The following is a 15,650-nucleotide window of genomic DNA, read 5'->3' on the forward strand; positions in this document are numbered from 1 at the left end:
TCCCTGGTAATGGTCGAAACCAAATGCAGTGGACAATAATCCTGTGAACTATGCGTGGCCTTCGCGTTTCATGTCGCGCAGCTCTTTTTTGAGCTCCGAAACTTCATCGCGTAGTCTGGCCGCGAGTTCGAAATTGAGATCCACGGCGGCCTGGTGCATTTGTTCAGACATTTGTTGAATGAGATCCGAAAGGTCCTTGGCCGGAACCGCAGCAAGTTTCGCAACCTTCTTGTCTTCCTCAGACATCGCTGATCGCTGTTGTTCCTCGGTGATCGTCGCCGTGTAACCGCGATTACCCATTCCATAATCAAAGCCGGTCTTGATGCCGGCCATACCCGACATCAGATCCTGAGTATCAGCGTCTTCACGTGCCAACTGATCGGTGATGTCGGCGATGCGCTTACGCAACGGTTGTGGATCAATACCGTGCTTCTTATTGTGTGCAATCTGGATATCACGACGACGATTGGTTTCATCAATCGCGTACTGCATTGAATCGGTGATTTTATCCGCATACATGTGCACTTCACCAGAAACGTTGCGTGCCGCACGACCGATGGTCTGGATGAGTGACCGGTTCGAACGCAGGAACCCTTCTTTATCAGCATCCAGAATAGACACCAGGGATACCTCGGGAAGGTCTAGACCTTCACGCAGCAGGTTAATACCCACTAATACGTCAAAGGCCCCTTTGCGCAGCTCCGTCATGAGTTCAACGCGACGCAGAGTGTCGACGTCGGAGTGTAAATATTGAACTTTGACCCCGTGTTCGACCAGGTATTCAGTGAGGTCTTCAGCCATGCGTTTGGTCAACGTCGTCACCAGTACACGTTCGTTCCGTTCGACACGCAGGTTAATTTCATCCATGAGGTCATCGATCTGACCCTTGGTGCCTTTGACAACGATTTGAGGGTCCACCAGCCCGGTTGGTCGAATGATCTGTTCAACAACGCCATCGGCCTGGCTGAGTTCATAGGGTCCCGGAGTTGCCGACATGTAAACTGTTTGTCCGATGCGCTCCAGGAATTCATCCCATTTCAACGGTCTGTTGTCGAGTGCTGATGGCAGGCGGAACCCGTGATCGACCAGTGTTCGCTTCCGCGACGCATCGCCTTCATACATACCACCAATCTGTGGGACGGTGACGTGCGATTCGTCGATGATCAGTAAAAAGTCATCCGGGAAATAATCCAGCAGGGTGTGCGGTGCGGATCCGGCGGGGCGACCGTCAATGTGGCGCGAGTAGTTCTCAATGCCATTGCAGTACCCCATTTGCTGCATCATCTCGAGGTCATAGGTGGTGCGCATGCGCAGCCGCTGGGCTTCCAGTAATTTGTTCTGCGATTCCAGTTCCTGTAAGCGTTGGCGTAGTTCGTCTTCGATATCGCGAATCGCGCGGGCCATGCGATCATCACCGGCAACATAGTGCGATGCCGGGAAGATATACATTTCTTCTTCCTCGCGAATGATGTCGCCGGTCAGCGGGTGCAGGGTTTGAATTGCGTCGATTTCGTCGCCGAAGAACTCGATGCGCACGGCAAGTTCCTCGTACATGGGGATGATTTCCACCGTATCGCCGCGCACGCGGAAGGTCCCGCGGTGGAAATCGGCGTCATTGCGAACATACTGCATGTTCACAAACTGGCGCAGCAGATCGTCGCGGTCAAGCATATCGCCGACTTTCACGGTGACCATTTGGGCGATGTACTCTTCGGGCGTTCCCAGACCGAAGATTGATGAGACGGTGGCGACGACGATGGTGTCGCGGCGGGTCAGCAGCGCGTTGGTAGCCGAGTGGCGCAGGCGTTCGACCTCTTCGTTAATCGAGGAGTCTTTTTCAATGAACGTATCGGTTTGCGGGACGTAAGCTTCCGGCTGATAGTAGTCGTAATACGACACGAAGTATTCAACTGCGTTATGTGGCAGCAGATCGCGGAATTCATTGGCCAATTGGGCGGCCAGGGTTTTATTCTGCACCAGCACCAGGCTGGGCCGCTGGAGTCGTTCAACAAGCCACGCTGCGGTTGCGGATTTACCGGTACCGGTGGCACCCAGCAGTACGACGTCCTTTTCCCCACCTTCAATGCGCTCGGCGAGTTCGGCGATAGCTTGGGGCTGGTCACCGGCCGGTTCATACGGTGCTTCAACCTTGAACGGGGCAACGACGCGGTTAATCTCTCGAGCCAAACTCATGCCTAGCATGTTACGCCGGAGCATAACGGGTGACTACTTATTCACCCGCAGGCTAAGGACTACACCGTGCTGGCTCAGGACTACACGGTGGATGCGTTGCGCAATTCGTCCCACACTTCGGCGACCTGTGCTGCAGTATTTTCCAGGGACCCGGAATTGTCAATAATCCAATCGGCGATGGCGTTGCGTTGCTCGTCGGTTGCCTGGGCGGCGATGCGTGCGCGGGCGTCGTCGGTATTCATGCCGCGGGCGTCAACGAGCCGTTGCATGCGGGTATCCATCTGTGTGTACACCACGATCACGCCGTCGAATTTCTCAGCCTGTCCGGTTTCGACCAACAGTGGAATGTCTTGAATAATGACGGCGTTGTCCGGGTCGGCTTCCATAGCTGCCTTAAGCTGCAGCTTGGATTCCTCGCGGACGGCGGGGTGCACCAGAGCATTGAGACGGTTGCGGGCGTCGTCGTCATTGAAGACAATATCGGCCAGGGCCTGGCGGTTGAGCCGCCCGGATTCGTCAAGCAAGTTGTCGCCGAAGGTAGCCACAACATCGGCCAGAACCTGCTGGCCAGGTTCCATCAGGGAGCGGGAGATCGCATCAGCATCGATGATGGTAGCGCCGTGGGCGGCAAAAAGCTCCGCGACCGTAGACTTGCCTGATCCGATGCCGCCGGTCAACGCGAGATGACGCATGATTCTCCTTCGGTAGACTTGAGGGCATGTCTCATGCCGATTCCCGTACTCGACGATATACCGTCGTCGCCCATCGCAACACCGTTGAGGTGACGCTCGATATCCGCCGATCTGAGTTTATCGGTATGGTGCGTCGTGTCGAGTCAGAAGACGAAGCCAGGGCCTGGATTGATCAGGTGCGCGGGGTGCACCATGCGGCAACCCACGTGGTACCGGCCTTTGTGTTGGGCCCGGATCGCGATATTCAGCGCTCTTCGGATGACGGCGAGCCGGCCGGAACCGCAGGTATGCCAATGCTCCAGGCGCTGACGAATTACCGGGCCGTGCATGACGGCGTTGAGCACGCGGATATTTCGGATGTGTGTGCAATTGCCGTGCGATATTTTGGCGGGGTGAAACTCGGTGCCGGCGGGCTGGTACGGGCGTATTCGGATACGGTAGTTGCCGCGTTAGACCAGACGCCCCTGGTGGTGCGCCAGCGGATGGTATTGGTCGCGTTGCAGGCTCCTCACGGTGAGGTTGGGCGGGTCGAAAATGACCTGCGTTCGGCCGGTTTTACGGTGCTGGGTACCGATTATGCCGGCCCGCAAGCCACCATTACGGTGGGACTGGATGACGCCGATGACGCACTGGAGAACTTTAATGCTCGATTGGCTTCGATGACGGCGGGGGCGCTCATTGCAGAAGCTGTGGGTACGCAATGGCAGGATCTTTCCCGATGACGACAACACAGCCCACGCCCGATAACATCGACCGGATGTTATTCCAGGTGCTAGAGGAAACATTTACTGCTGAGCCGTGGCGGCGGGCGGAACCGGTGGTGGTGATCAATGATGCCACGGGTGCGCTGAGTGCCTGGGCACTGGAACGCGACCTTCCGGTGCGGTGTGTGCAAGATTCGGCTGGCCTCGCCACCGCACATGCTCCCGTTACCGGCCCGGTTGCCGCGGTACCCTCCCAGGACGTACTAACCGACGCGGCTACCGTGGTAACCCGGTTGGCCCGTCCGTTGGAAGCGTTGGAAGAACTGTCCTGGCAGGTTGCACGCTGGGCTGCACCAGAGGTCGTTTTGTTGGCCGGGCAGCTGCAACGGCACCTGAGCTTTTCATTCAACCCCGTATTGGAGCGCGTCTTCGATGAGGTATCGGCTTCGCGCGGATACTATAAGGCCAGAGCCTTGCGTGCCCGGCAACCAAAACCGCTCACGGGTCAGACTCCCCCACGGATTCCGCGCAAAAACACGGTGACAGTCGCCGGTCAGGAGCTTCACTTGCGCGCTCACGGCTTGACCTTCGGTGCCGCACGCCTGGATCCCGGTACCAAACTGCTCCTAGCAACGCTGCAGATCCACCCGCCAGAACAACTCACACCCGAGGCAACCGTGGTGGACCTGGGCAGTGGCAACGGAATAATTGCTGCCGGATTAGCCCACAGCGTTCCGGTGGGCAGGTTGATCGCCACCGATGATTCGGCCTCTGCGGTGCTTTCGACGACGGCGACCCTGGCCGCCAATGGGATTGACGGTGTTGAGGTGATGCACCAGTCCGGACTGGTTGAGCTTGCCGATGCGTCCGTGGACGTCGTCGTCCTGAATCCACCGTTTCACGCGGGCACACAGCTGACCAGTGACATTGCGTTTTTCCTCTTCGATGAAGCGGCTCGAACCCTGAAACCCGGTGGTGTACTGTTGACGGTGTTCAACGCATCAAGACACTATCGGCCTCAGTTGCAACACCGTGTGGGACCGACCCGGCAGCTGGCCCGGGATCAGCGTTTTATCGTTACACAATCACAGAAAGTCCACGAAAATGTCTGACCTGTTTGTCAAAGTCTGCGGTATTACCACCGTGGAACAGCTCGAGTGGGCCATCGACTTGGGCTATGATGCCATCGGTCTGATGCGCGCGCCGCATTCACCGCGCCTCGTGGATGTCGAGACGGCCCGAGAGCTGATCGCCTACGCGGATGGCAAGATCCAGACCTTTGCCGTGGGCCTTACGCTGGATCAGGTGGCATCCCTCAAGGACCATGTCGATACGATACAACTGTATGAACCCGCTGAGGTCGAGTCGTTGGCGCTGGCTTCAGACACTCCCCCAGCATCAACGCAGGGCCTGGACTACTGGTTCTATGATGCCTCGCACGGCACGGGAACGTTTTCTAGAATCCCCGAGTGGGTGCACGACGTCGATGCGAGATGTATCCTGGCCGGCGGGCTGAATCCCGGCAATGTTGCAGAGGTTATCGAACACTACCGTCCCGATGGCATTGACGTCTCCTCGGGTGTGGAATCCAGTCCCGGAACGAAAGATTATGCCCTGATGAAGTCCTTCATTGAGGCGGCCCGTGGCGTTGCACAGTCTGAGCGTTAGCGTTGGGTACTGCTAGATCAATCCGCTGCCGAGCAGAAAGATCGCCACTCCGTGTGCCAGTGCCGCTGTGGTCACACCGCGTCGCATGCGCAAAAATGCACAGATGAGACCTTCCCACAGTGTAAACGCTAAGAGTGGCCACCCGACCTCGGTCATGGTGGTTGCCAGACTATAGGCTGCCATAACGGGGTCGACGGCGGTGCGGCTTGTGACCATGTGGGCCTACGTCGTGTCGGTGTGAGTGGGTGAAAGTGATCTCAGATGGTGACGTGTTGTGATGTCATACGAAAAGCCGCCACTCAAGTGAGTGACGGCCTTTCGTACGTGGTCTGCCCTAGTGGGCTGACGGGTTAGTTACCAGTCAATTTTTCACGCAGTGCGGCAAGGGCTTCGTCAGAAGCCAGGGTGCCGGAGTCATCGACGTGGGTGTCTTCGTCTTCAGAAGAGTACGAAGCTGCACCGGTCTCGGCTGGGCTGGCGGTAGCGGCTTCTGCTGCTTCGGCCTGGTGACGGGAAACCTGTTCCTTGTGTGCTTCCCAGCGAGCCTGAGCGTCAGCGTATTGCTGTTCCCAAGCGGCGCGTTCTGCTTCGAAGCCTTCCATCCATTCGTTGGATTCAGGATCGAAGCCCTCTGGGTATTTGTAGTTGCCGTCTTCGTCGTAGTCGGCAGCCATACCGTAAAGGGCTGGGTCGAAGTCGGTACCCTGTGGGTCCACACCTTCGTTGGCCTGTTTGAGCGACAGGGAGATACGACGACGATCGAGATCGATGTCGATAACCTTGACATACAGGATTTCGTTGACCGAAACGACCTGTTCTGCGGTGTCGATGTGGCGGTTGGCCAGCTCGGAGATGTGAACCAGGCCTTCGATGCCGTCTTCGACGCGAACGAATGCACCGAATGGAACCAGTTTGGTGACCTTGCCCGGTACGATCTGTCCCAGAGCGTGGGTGCGGGCGAAGACCTGCCATGGATCTTCCTGAGTGGCTTTCAGCGACAGGGAGACGCGTTCGCGATCCATATCGACGTCCAGGACCTCTACAGTGACTTCCTGACCAACTTCGACAACCTCTGATGGGTGGTCGATGTGTTTCCAGGACAGTTCGGAAACGTGTACCAGACCGTCGACGCCGCCCAGGTCGACGAACGCACCGAAGTTGACGATCGATGAGACGACGCCGGTACGAACCTGACCTTTCTGCAGAGCCTGCAGGAAGTTTGAGCGGGTTTCGGACTGCGTCTGTTCCAGCCATGCGCGGCGGGACAGCACAACGTTGTTGCGGTTCTTATCAAGTTCGATGATCTTGGCTTCGAGTTCCTGACCGACGTATGGTGCCAGGTCGCGAACACGACGCATTTCAACCAGCGATGCTGGCAGGAAGCCGCGTAAGCCGATGTCGAGGATGAGACCACCCTTGACAACTTCGATGACGGTACCGGTGACAACACCGTCTTCTTCCTTGATCTTTTCGATGTCGCCCCAAGCGCGCTCGTACTGAGCGCGTTTCTTGGAAAGGATCAGGCGACCTTCTTTATCTTCTTTGGTAAGAACCAATGCTTCAACGGAATCGCCAACTTCGACGACGTCATCAGGATCGACGTCGTTTTTGATTGACAGTTCACGTGAAGGAATGACACCTTCGGTCTTATAGCCGATGTCGAGCAGTACTTCGTCTCGGTCGACCTTGACGACGGTGCCAGCCACCAGATCGCCATCGTTGAAGTATTTGATGGTTTCATCAACTGCGGCCATGAATTCTTCAGCCGAGCCGATGTCGTTCACAGCGACCTGCGGGGCGTTGCTAGTAGTGGTCATGTAGTAGGGACTCCGATATGGATTAATATGGTTGATAAACTTACGAGTTTTATGACATGGCCTGTGACCAGTCACAACAGTTTTTGCCAAAAATTAGGCAACGTTTAATATAGTACGGTATCCGTCCTGTCAAAATCAACGTAAGACCCGCGCTGTTGTTGATGAGTTGTGAAATTTCGGTTCGTATTTTGACCTCGAGCTGACATCGAAGTGAACAGGATGTTACCGCTGGAGCTTAGTGAGCGGCTTCATGCCACGAGTAGCCCTTGCCGATCTGGACGTCGAGCGGGACTTTTAGGGTGGCCGCCGAGGACATCTCTTCAACCAGTATGGCTTCAGCTGCCTCGATCTCCGAATCCACAACTTCCAGGATCAATTCGTCGTGCACCTGCAGGATCATGCGGGAGTTGAGCGCTTCTTTTTCCAAACGTGCCTGCACGCCAAGCATTGCGACCTTGATCAGGTCGGCTGCTGACCCCTGGATGGGTGCGTTGAGGGCAGCTCGCTCGGCCATTTCTCGCAGCTGGCGGTTGTCGGATTGTAGATCAGGCAGGTATCGACGTCGTCCCAGCATGGTTTGGGTATAGCCATCCTTGCGCGCCTGGCGAACGACGTTCCGCAGGTAGCGCTGGACATCGCCGAACCGGTCAAAGTAGCTGCTCATCAGTTCGCGGGCTTCATCCACCGAGATGCGCAGCTGACGGGACAGTCCGAATGAGCTCAGCCCGTAGGCCAGACCGTAAGACATGGCCTTGACTTTGTCGCGCATTGAGTTGGTGACGTCCTCGGGTGCGACTTCGAAGACCTGGGAGCCGACGAAGCGGTGCAGGTCTTCGCCGTCCTGATAGGCCTGGATGAGGCCTTCGTCTCCGGACATATGTGCCATGATGCGCATTTCAATCTGCGAGTAGTCGGCGGTGAGCAGGGTGGTGCGCTCATTGACGTGCGGGTTGGACCCGGCAACGAATATATCGCGAATCTGGCGGCCGGCAGGTGTACGTACCGGGATGTTTTGCAGGTTGGGGTTTAGCGAGGATAATCGGCCGGTGGCTGCAGCGGTTTGGGAGAACCGGGTGTGGATGCGGCCGTCGTCGGCAATGGAGTCCAGCAGGCCTTGGACGGTCTGACGCAGTTTGGTTGCATCACGATAGGACATCAAATTGTGCAAGAACGGGTGATCGGTTTTTTCTAATAGGTCGGCCAGGGAGTCTGCGTCGGTGGAATATCCGGTCTTGGTTTTGCGGGTCTTGGGCATGTCCAGGGTCTCGAACAGCACGACTTGGAGCTGTTTTGGTGAGGCCAGATTGACTTCCTGTCCTCCGATGGAGGCAAAAGCGGACTGCTGGGCCTGATTGACTTCATTCGTGAAGCCTTCCAGCAGCGAGTCGAGGCGTTGACGGTCGATGCCGATACCGGTGAGTTCCATCTTGGCCAACACGACCGACAGTGGGATTTCCAAATCGTGCAGCAGTGATTCGGCGTTACGCTGGGCTAATTGGACGTCCATCGACTCGTTGAGGCGGTGGATCATCCAGGCGTTGCGGGCGTATTGGGCTAAGAGTTTGGCATTGGCATCGTCGTCGAGGCCTTCGATAGTCAGTTGCCCCTGGTTGCTGGTGGCGCTGACGGCTTCCAGACGCGTGTTCAGGTAGGTTTGGACGAGGTCTGCCAGCTCGTAGCCGCGGCGATCGGGCTGCAGGATGTACCCCGATAGTAGGACGTCGTCGGTGACGTTGACGATGGAGGTGTTGACATCGGGGCGGGCCGGCAGCGGTGTGAACTCCGGTGCGGTGGCCAGGGCTTTGAGCATGGCTTTCAGGTCGTAGACGACCTTGGCGTAGTGGTCATTGGCCAAGAAATCGGCGACGGCGGCTCCCAGTTGACTACTTGCGGTGTCCAGGTCGATGACTGCGGTGGCTTGGGCGGTGGCGAAGCTGAAGGCACGGATCTGGCCGTAGTCGCCCGGGGCGGGGATTTTGCGTCGCGTCACGGTTGCCGGTGGGTTGATGTGACTGAACACGGCGATGGGTTCGTTGACGTCGGTTAAGAATGCGGCGAAGGCTTCCGTGGTGTCGATGACCGTGGGTTCGGGCATATCGTGGTCGTCGTCAGCGGCGTCGTCGGCATTGCCCAATTGTTTTTCGAATGTGGTGAACACGCGATCACGGATCGTGTTGAATTCCAGGGCATCGAAGAGTTCCGCGACCAGGTTGCGGTCTGGGTTGCCCATTTCGGTGTCGTCGAGCTCGATGGGTAATTCCATATTGGTGACCAGGGCGTTGAGCTGGCGGTTACGTTTGACGTCGTCGAGGTGCTCGCGCAGGGCCTCGCCCTTTTTTCCACCGATTTGGTCAATATTTTCCAAAATACTCTGCAGGCTGCCATATTTTTTGAGCCAGCGGGCCGCGAAACCGGGGCCTACGCCGGGGACACCGGGCAGGTTGTCGGCGGTTTCGCCCACCAGGGCGGCCAGTTCTGGATACTGCTTGGGGGACACGCCGTAACGTTCTTCGATTGCCGCGGCGTCGAAGGGTGGCAGTTCCGAGACCCCGCGCATCGGGTACAAGACGGTGATGTTGTCATCAATGAGCTGGAAGGTGTCCCGGTCGCCGGAGACGACGCGGGCGGTCCAACCTTGGGCTGCGGCCTGGGTGGCCATGGTGGCGACTATGTCGTCTGCTTCGAAACCATCAACTTCGATGCACGGGATGTTCAGGGCGGCCATGACCTGTTTGGTCAAATCGATTTGTCCGTGGAATTCGTCGGGGGTTTTGTCGCGGCCGGCTTTGTATTCGGCGTACTGTTCGGCACGGAAGGTTGGGACTTCGGTGTCGAAGGCCACGGCGATGTGGGTGGGTTGTTGTTCCCGGATCATGGCCAGCAGCATGGAGAGGAAACCGTAGACGGCGTTGGTGTGTTGGCCGGTTTTGGTTTGGAAGTTCTCGGCGGGAAGCGCGAAGAATGCGCGGTAGGCCATGGAGTGGCCATCGATGACCATCAGGCGGTTGGAATTCGTCGAAGCAGAGTTATTGGTAGCAGTCACGGTATCTAGTGTAACGAGCCGCTGGCCTGGTGGCGGGTTGTTCTCCACAGTTGTGCCGCAGGCGGCATTATGATGCGCCCAGTACCGTGTCGTCGTCGGTGGAATCTGGGTGTGCGTCGTCGTTGGGGTCTTGGAGTGGGACGTCATGATCGGGTTGCGCGGTTTCCGACGGGTCGGTCTGGTCTTCGGCCAGGTGATCGAAGTATCCGGGCTGCATTGTGGAACCGGTCAGATAGGCGGATCGGGCGATGGCCATGGTGCCGATGGATGAGGTGGCCAATTGGAGGAACAGGATAATGAGCAGTTTGATGAAGTTCGGCCAGGACGGCGTCATAAGAAATACTCCGATGATGACCAGGCAGATGCCCAGCCCGGCGGCGGTGCCGACCGCGGAGATACGGGTGTAGACGTCGCGGAATTTGAATAGGCCGATGGCGGCCCCGGCGAAAACTAGTACGCCCAGCAGGATGCTGGCGTTGGCGCTGAACTCGAGGATGACCGGTTGCATTAGCGGCGCCCCCTGGTGAGTGCGCGTGCCAGGGATACCGCGGAGAGGAAGCCGACCACGGATGCGACCAGGATCAGGTCAAAGAAGAAGTCCCCGGCCAGGATGACGCCGAGGATGGCCAGGATGCCGGTGAATGAAAACATTAGGAGGTCGGCGGCGATGGCGCGGTTGGCGTCGGTGGTGGCGCTGATCATGCGGTAGGCCACCGCGATCATGCAGGCGGCCAGCACAACCAGTCCGGTCAGCAGGCCAAAGGTGACGGCAGTCATGTGGTGGCCCTCCCGGGGTGGTGGCGGTTGGTTTGGTCGACGGTGTGCGGGTCAAAGCCTGTTCGGCGCATGGCGGCCAGGATGTGGTTTTGCATGTCCAGTGAGCCTTCGGCCACGGCTGCGGGGTCGCCGTCGTAGAGGGAGTGGACGTAGATCCAGCGTACGCCGTCGTCGTCAATTTCGGTGCCCAGGGTGAGGGTACCGGGCGTGATGGTGATGAACGCCGAGAGCATGGTGATTTCGGCGTCGGTGCGGCAGTCGGTGCGCACGCGTGCGATGCCGGGGTGGGCGTTGACGCCGGGGGTGATCAGGTCGTGGAGGACGGCCCAGGACGAGGCGATGATCTGGCCGATGAACCAGATGATCAACCAAATCCAGCGGGGCAGCCAGGTGAGTGTTTTCATCGGGTGAGCACCGCCTGAATGTAGTCGGTGGTGTCCAGGAGGCCTTCGGCGGCGATGCCGGAGAGCGTCAGCAGGAACTGGGCGCCCAGGCCAAAGGCGACGGTGATGGCGGCTAGGATGACCGACGGTGCGGCCAGCGCGAAGTTGATGCGCCGACGCGGCAGGGTGGTGTCATCGGATTCGAGGATGGTTTGGACTCCGGTGAGCGTGGTGACCTGGGCGTGGGTGGCCTCGGTGGCCAGTTCGGGAGTGTAGGAGGCCTCTTGGGCGTAGGGGTCGCGGGTGGCCGAGGTGATGATTGTTCCGGATTTGGTGGCCGGGCCGCCTGAACCCTTTTCCCAGAACATGCCGGTCCAGATTTTCAACATGGACATCAGGGTGATCAGTGAGACGAACAGCATGACGACGACGGCGGCGATCTCGCCGGCCTCCACGGCACCGACGATGAGCATGAATTTGGCGGCGAAACCGGAGAAGGGCGGAATCCCGGCCAGCGAGAGCGCAGCGATCATAAATGTCACGGCGACGATCGGTTCGGTGCGCGAGATGCCGCCCAGGGCGCCGATGACGCCGGTGCCGTAGCGGACTTCTACTGCCCCGGTGGACAGGAAGAGGGACGCTTTGACGATCATGTGGTGGAGCAGGTAGAAGATGCCGGCGGTCAGGCCCAGTTCGGTAAATAGGGCCACACCCAGCAGGATGTACCCGATCTGGGAGACCATGTGGAAGGCCAGAATGGTGCGGGTGGTCTTCTCCCCTACTGCCCCAAAGACCCCGATGAGCATGGTGAGGCTAAATAGCACCACACCGATCCACAGGAACCGGGTGTCGCCGTTGTAGACGACCGCGTAAATCCGGTAGATCGCGTAGATCGCGACCTTGGTGTGTAGCCCGGAAAATAGTGCGGTGATTGCCGGGGAGGTGCCCGGGTAGGCGCGAGCCAGCCAGCCGTGGACGGGGACGACGGAGGCTTTGATGGACAGCGCGAAGATGCTCACCGCCCCGGCGATGGCCACGGTCGGGTCGTGTTGGGCTTGTTCGGCGAGCACTGCGATATTGACGGATCCGGCTGTGCCGTAGAGGAACCCGACCCCGATCATGTACAGGGTCGAGGTGAACAGGTTCATGGTCACATATAGCCGGGCGCCGTGGACGCGGCGCAGCGGGAGTTTGCGGTTGGCGCTGAGTACGTAGAGCCCGTAACTGGGCAGCAGCATGACTTCTAAGAATACGAACAGGTTGAAGAGGTCGGCGGTGAGCAGTGCCCCGTTGACGCCGGTGGTCAAAATCAGCACCAGCGGTGCGAAGTAGCGGGAGTTCGCCGCCCGGGAGGCCTGGGCGAACCAGATGGACACGACGGTTAGGATCAGGGTCACCGATAGCATCAGCGCGGTGAACATATCGGCGGCAAAGGGAATCGCAATACCCGGTGGCCAGTGTCCCACCTGGTGGGCGATAGCACCGCCGTCGTTGGACCAGAAGTAGTATACGAGGCTGAACGCGGCGGCCAGCATGGTCAGCATCGTGGTGAAATTGACCACGGCGTGCAAGCGAAGCCGGTGCCCACTGATCACGAGCAGACCGGCCACCAGTAGGGGTAGGCCGACGAATAAGGGTAACAGGGCGCCGATGAGCTCCGGGGTCATGTTCGCTCCTGTGGCTGGGTGTTGCGTGGGGTGCGCCGCACGCCGTCGGAGGCTGATTCGGCGGCGACGTCGAGTTCTTCGACTTTCTGAGCGGTGTCGTCGGTTTTGTCACCGGTTACGGCGAGTACGAGCATGAACACGGTGATCGAAAACGCGATGACAATGGCGGTCAGGACGAAGGCTTGTGGCAGTGGGTCGGCCATCATCGACGGGTCGGCTGAGGGGTGGAAGGCTTCGGTGCGGCGGTCGGTGCCACCGGCGGCAAATAGGATGAGGTTGCCTGCGTGGCCCAGCAGTACGAATCCCAGGATGATGCGCAGCATTTCGCGTTTGGTAAACAGGTAGACGGCGCCGGCGGTCAGGATGGCAACGGTGAGGGCTAGGGTCATTTCACGCCTTCCCGTTCGCGGCTGCGTTGCCTGGGCGTGGTGTTGTTCTGCGCAGACGCGGTTTTCGGAGTGCTTTCGGGTGGGAGCTCAATGGCTTTGGCGAGGCCGCGTTCGGAGCCCAACATATTGAATGCGCCCAGGATCAGCCCGAGGACGGCGAAATAGACGCCAATATCAAAGAGCAGGGAGGTGTTGAGTTCAAACCCGAAGATGTCTAGGTAAATGGGTTTCAAGAATGAACCGTCAATGAGCCCGTAGATCCCCACGGCCGAACCGAGGGCGACACCGGCGCCGGTCAATTCCATATAGGGCCATTTGATGGGGGCAGCGTCGTCGGTTGGTGCCGCCAGGTACAGCAGCGCGAAGGCCGCGCCGGTGAGCAGGGCTGCCACGAATCCTCCGCCGGGTTCGTTGTGGCCGCGTACCAGCAGGATGAGGCTGACGACGACCAGAATGGGGACGGCGATCTTGGCAAAGGTGCGCAGGTAGGTTGAGTTGTCCAACGGGTCGGACAGCGGTGAGGTTTTCAAAATGGTGGCTTGGCGAACCGGATTTGGTGCCCGGGAGGCCAGTAATGCTGCAACAGCAACGCCGGCGACACCCAGGACCGTGAGTTCTCCCAGCGTATCGAGTGCACGGAATTCTACCAGGATGACGTTGACAAGGTTGTTGCCACCGGTGACCTCGGTCCCCTGTTGGGTCAGGTATTGGGCCGGGTCGGACATGCCACGTCGGCCGGTGAGTGCGTAAGTACCCGCAAAGGCTGCGATGCCTGCAGCAATCGCGGCCAAGAGTCCAGCCTTAGAAAGTTTATCGGCCTTGCCAAAGGTTTTGGGCAGGCGGTGTAGGAGGAGCACCATGACGACGATGGTGAGGATTTCAACCAGTAACTGGGTTAGTGCCACGTCGACTGAGCCGAGGGCAAAGAACCACAGGGTGACGGCAAAACCAACGGTACCCAATACCGCAATTGCGGCCAGGCGGGTCCTGGCGCGGATGGTGGCGATCACACCCACGGCTACGACGGCGACTAACAGCCAATCGGACCACCGGGTGAGGTTTTCTTGTTGGGCTGGCAGGGTGTCGATTGTGATGAATCCGGCAACAGCAAGCACAACGAGCAGTACGGACGGGACGGCCAGATGGCGTCCGGGGTTGAGGCCCGAAGTCCAGGAGCTGACGGTAGCACCGAATTCGATGGTGGCCTGGCGGAGTTTTTCCACAACACCCAGACCGGAGAAGCTCAGGGGGCGTGGCACCAAGAAGGCTTCAAGTACCGGCAAATACCACACGGCTACCGACCCCAGCACAATCACCAGGATTGACAGGATCAGCGCAGGGGTCACGCCGTGCCACAGGGAAATTTCTAGGTCCTGTTCGACGCCGGTCACCACATGAGCTGCCGCGGCGACGGTGCCGGTCAAGATGAAGGGCAGCATCCCCAGGATGAGGGAGAGAGAAGCGTTGACTGCTGGGTAGCCCCAGAAGGCTGCTGATGCTTCGCCGACAGTTTCCCGACTGGCACCGGCACCACGTGGCGTGTTGATCCAATGTTTTGGTGACCGGTAACGTCCCATAGCGCCCAGGACCAGGCGACCCGAATAGGTGAATGTACAAATAGCGATCAGTACGACGACGGCGGTGAGCAGCGCCGTAACACCACTGGGCAGCTCCGCATCCAGGAAGGCGGCGAATAAGGATTCCTTGGACACAAAACCTAACAGCGGTGGTACACCTGCCATGGATGCCGAACCGAGTAGCACGACCATCAGGGTGGCGGGCATAGCCATGCGGCGGACGGTGAGGATACGCATGTCTCGGGTTCCGGCCTCGTGGTCGATGACCCCAACAGCCAGGAAGAGGGCGGATTTGAACAGCGCGTGCGCGATCGTATGCACGATGGCTGCGGTCAGTGCTGCGGGGGTGCCTAAACCGATCAGTGCAACGAGATAGCCCAGCTGAGACATCGTGGAATAGGCCAGTAATTCTTTGAGGTCATACCGGCGCAACGCTGATATCGCGCCCATGAGCGCGGTGATCAGCCCCGATGACACTAAGAGCACGAACCAGAGTGTGTTGCCGGCAAGGACCGGGGAGAAGAGCAGCAGCAGGTAGATACCGGCTTTGACCATGGCGGCGGCATGCAGATATGCCGAGACCGGTGAGATCGCCACCATTGAGTCTGGTAGCCACGATTGGAATGGGAACTGGGCAGATTTTGTAAATGCGGCCAGGGCCAGCATGACAATAATCCAGGTGACCGGTGTGGAGTGTGTCCACACATCAGAGGCAAGGATTTCGGTGATCACAGTGGTGC

General features: G+C 58.8%; 14 protein-coding genes. 3 read left to right on the forward strand and 11 right to left on the reverse strand.

Annotation, left to right across the window (positions count from 1 at the left end; translation table 11 throughout):
• Positions 1–48 precede the first annotated feature (48 nt).
• Both uvrB and coaE read right to left on the reverse strand, forming a co-directional pair.
• Positions 49–2,193 carry an excinuclease ABC subunit UvrB gene (uvrB, locus tag K8V32_RS02575; protein WP_303902405.1) on the reverse strand — a complete coding sequence of 715 codons (2,145 nt, stop codon included), beginning with the start codon at positions 2,191–2,193 and terminating at the stop codon, positions 49–51.
• Positions 2,194–2,273: 80 nt separating this feature from the next.
• Entirely contained in the window at positions 2,274–2,885 is a 612-nt protein-coding gene (coaE, locus tag K8V32_RS02580) for a dephospho-CoA kinase (protein WP_303902408.1), read from the reverse strand.
• Positions 2,886–2,911: 26 nt separating this feature from the next.
• Between coaE and K8V32_RS02585 the strand changes: the two genes are divergently transcribed.
• Genes K8V32_RS02585 through K8V32_RS02595 form a run of 3 tightly spaced genes read left to right on the forward strand, consistent with a single transcriptional unit; the run spans position 2,912 to position 5,257 of the window.
• Positions 2,912–3,607: an IMPACT family protein gene (locus tag K8V32_RS02585; protein ID WP_303902411.1), complete on the forward strand. Its 696-nt coding sequence runs from the start codon at positions 2,912–2,914 to the stop codon at positions 3,605–3,607.
• Positions 3,604–4,701, forward strand: coding sequence for a class I SAM-dependent methyltransferase (locus tag K8V32_RS02590; RefSeq protein ID WP_303902415.1), 1,098 nt, complete (start codon positions 3,604–3,606; stop codon positions 4,699–4,701). Before K8V32_RS02585 ends, K8V32_RS02590 begins: the two co-directional genes overlap by 4 nt.
• Positions 4,694–5,257: a phosphoribosylanthranilate isomerase gene (locus tag K8V32_RS02595; protein WP_303902418.1), complete on the forward strand. Its 564-nt coding sequence runs from the start codon at positions 4,694–4,696 to the stop codon at positions 5,255–5,257. Before K8V32_RS02590 ends, K8V32_RS02595 begins: the two co-directional genes overlap by 8 nt.
• A 12-nt stretch (positions 5,258–5,269) precedes the next feature.
• Here K8V32_RS02595 and K8V32_RS02600 read toward each other — a convergent pair whose 3' ends face one another.
• The 9 genes from K8V32_RS02600 to mbhE all read right to left on the reverse strand — a co-directional run.
• A complete protein-coding gene (locus tag K8V32_RS02600) occupies positions 5,270–5,473 on the reverse strand; it encodes a hypothetical protein (protein WP_303902421.1) in 204 nt (67 codons plus the stop codon).
• 134 nt (positions 5,474–5,607) lie between these two features.
• The gene (gene rpsA, locus K8V32_RS02605) at positions 5,608–7,074 is read right to left on the reverse strand and encodes a 30S ribosomal protein S1 (protein WP_303902424.1); all 1,467 of its coding nucleotides are present in this window, start codon (positions 7,072–7,074) and stop codon (positions 5,608–5,610) included.
• A gap of 235 nt (positions 7,075–7,309) precedes the next feature.
• On the reverse strand, positions 7,310–10,072 hold the full coding sequence (gene polA, locus K8V32_RS02610; protein ID WP_303902461.1) for a DNA polymerase I: 2,763 nt from the start codon (positions 10,070–10,072) through the stop codon (positions 7,310–7,312).
• A gap of 112 nt (positions 10,073–10,184) precedes the next feature.
• On the reverse strand, positions 10,185–10,625 hold the full coding sequence (mnhG, locus tag K8V32_RS02615; protein ID WP_303902428.1) for a monovalent cation/H(+) antiporter subunit G: 441 nt from the start codon (positions 10,623–10,625) through the stop codon (positions 10,185–10,187).
• Positions 10,625–10,894 (reverse strand): MrpF/PhaF family protein, encoded by a 270-nt coding sequence (locus K8V32_RS02620; RefSeq protein ID WP_303902431.1) that lies wholly within the window; start codon positions 10,892–10,894, stop codon positions 10,625–10,627. Before K8V32_RS02620 ends, mnhG begins: the two co-directional genes overlap by 1 nt.
• On the reverse strand, positions 10,891–11,298 hold the full coding sequence (locus K8V32_RS02625; protein ID WP_303902435.1) for a Na+/H+ antiporter subunit E: 408 nt from the start codon (positions 11,296–11,298) through the stop codon (positions 10,891–10,893). The genes K8V32_RS02620 and K8V32_RS02625 overlap by 4 nt, the downstream gene beginning before the upstream one ends.
• Positions 11,295–12,944, reverse strand: a complete 1,650-nt coding sequence (locus K8V32_RS02630; protein ID WP_303902438.1) for a monovalent cation/H+ antiporter subunit D family protein — start codon at positions 12,942–12,944, stop codon at positions 11,295–11,297. Before K8V32_RS02630 ends, K8V32_RS02625 begins: the two co-directional genes overlap by 4 nt.
• Positions 12,941–13,333 (reverse strand): sodium:proton antiporter, encoded by a 393-nt coding sequence (locus tag K8V32_RS02635; RefSeq protein WP_303902440.1) that lies wholly within the window; start codon positions 13,331–13,333, stop codon positions 12,941–12,943. The genes K8V32_RS02630 and K8V32_RS02635 overlap by 4 nt, the downstream gene beginning before the upstream one ends.
• On the reverse strand, positions 13,330–15,650 hold a 2,321-nt coding region (mbhE, locus tag K8V32_RS02640; protein WP_303902443.1), incomplete at its 5' end, for a hydrogen gas-evolving membrane-bound hydrogenase subunit E. The genes mbhE and K8V32_RS02635, both read right to left, overlap by 4 nt.

This window comes from Enteractinococcus helveticum, from assembly GCF_020742345.1.
Lineage (GTDB): Bacteria > Actinomycetota > Actinomycetes > Actinomycetales > Micrococcaceae > Yaniella > Yaniella helvetica_A.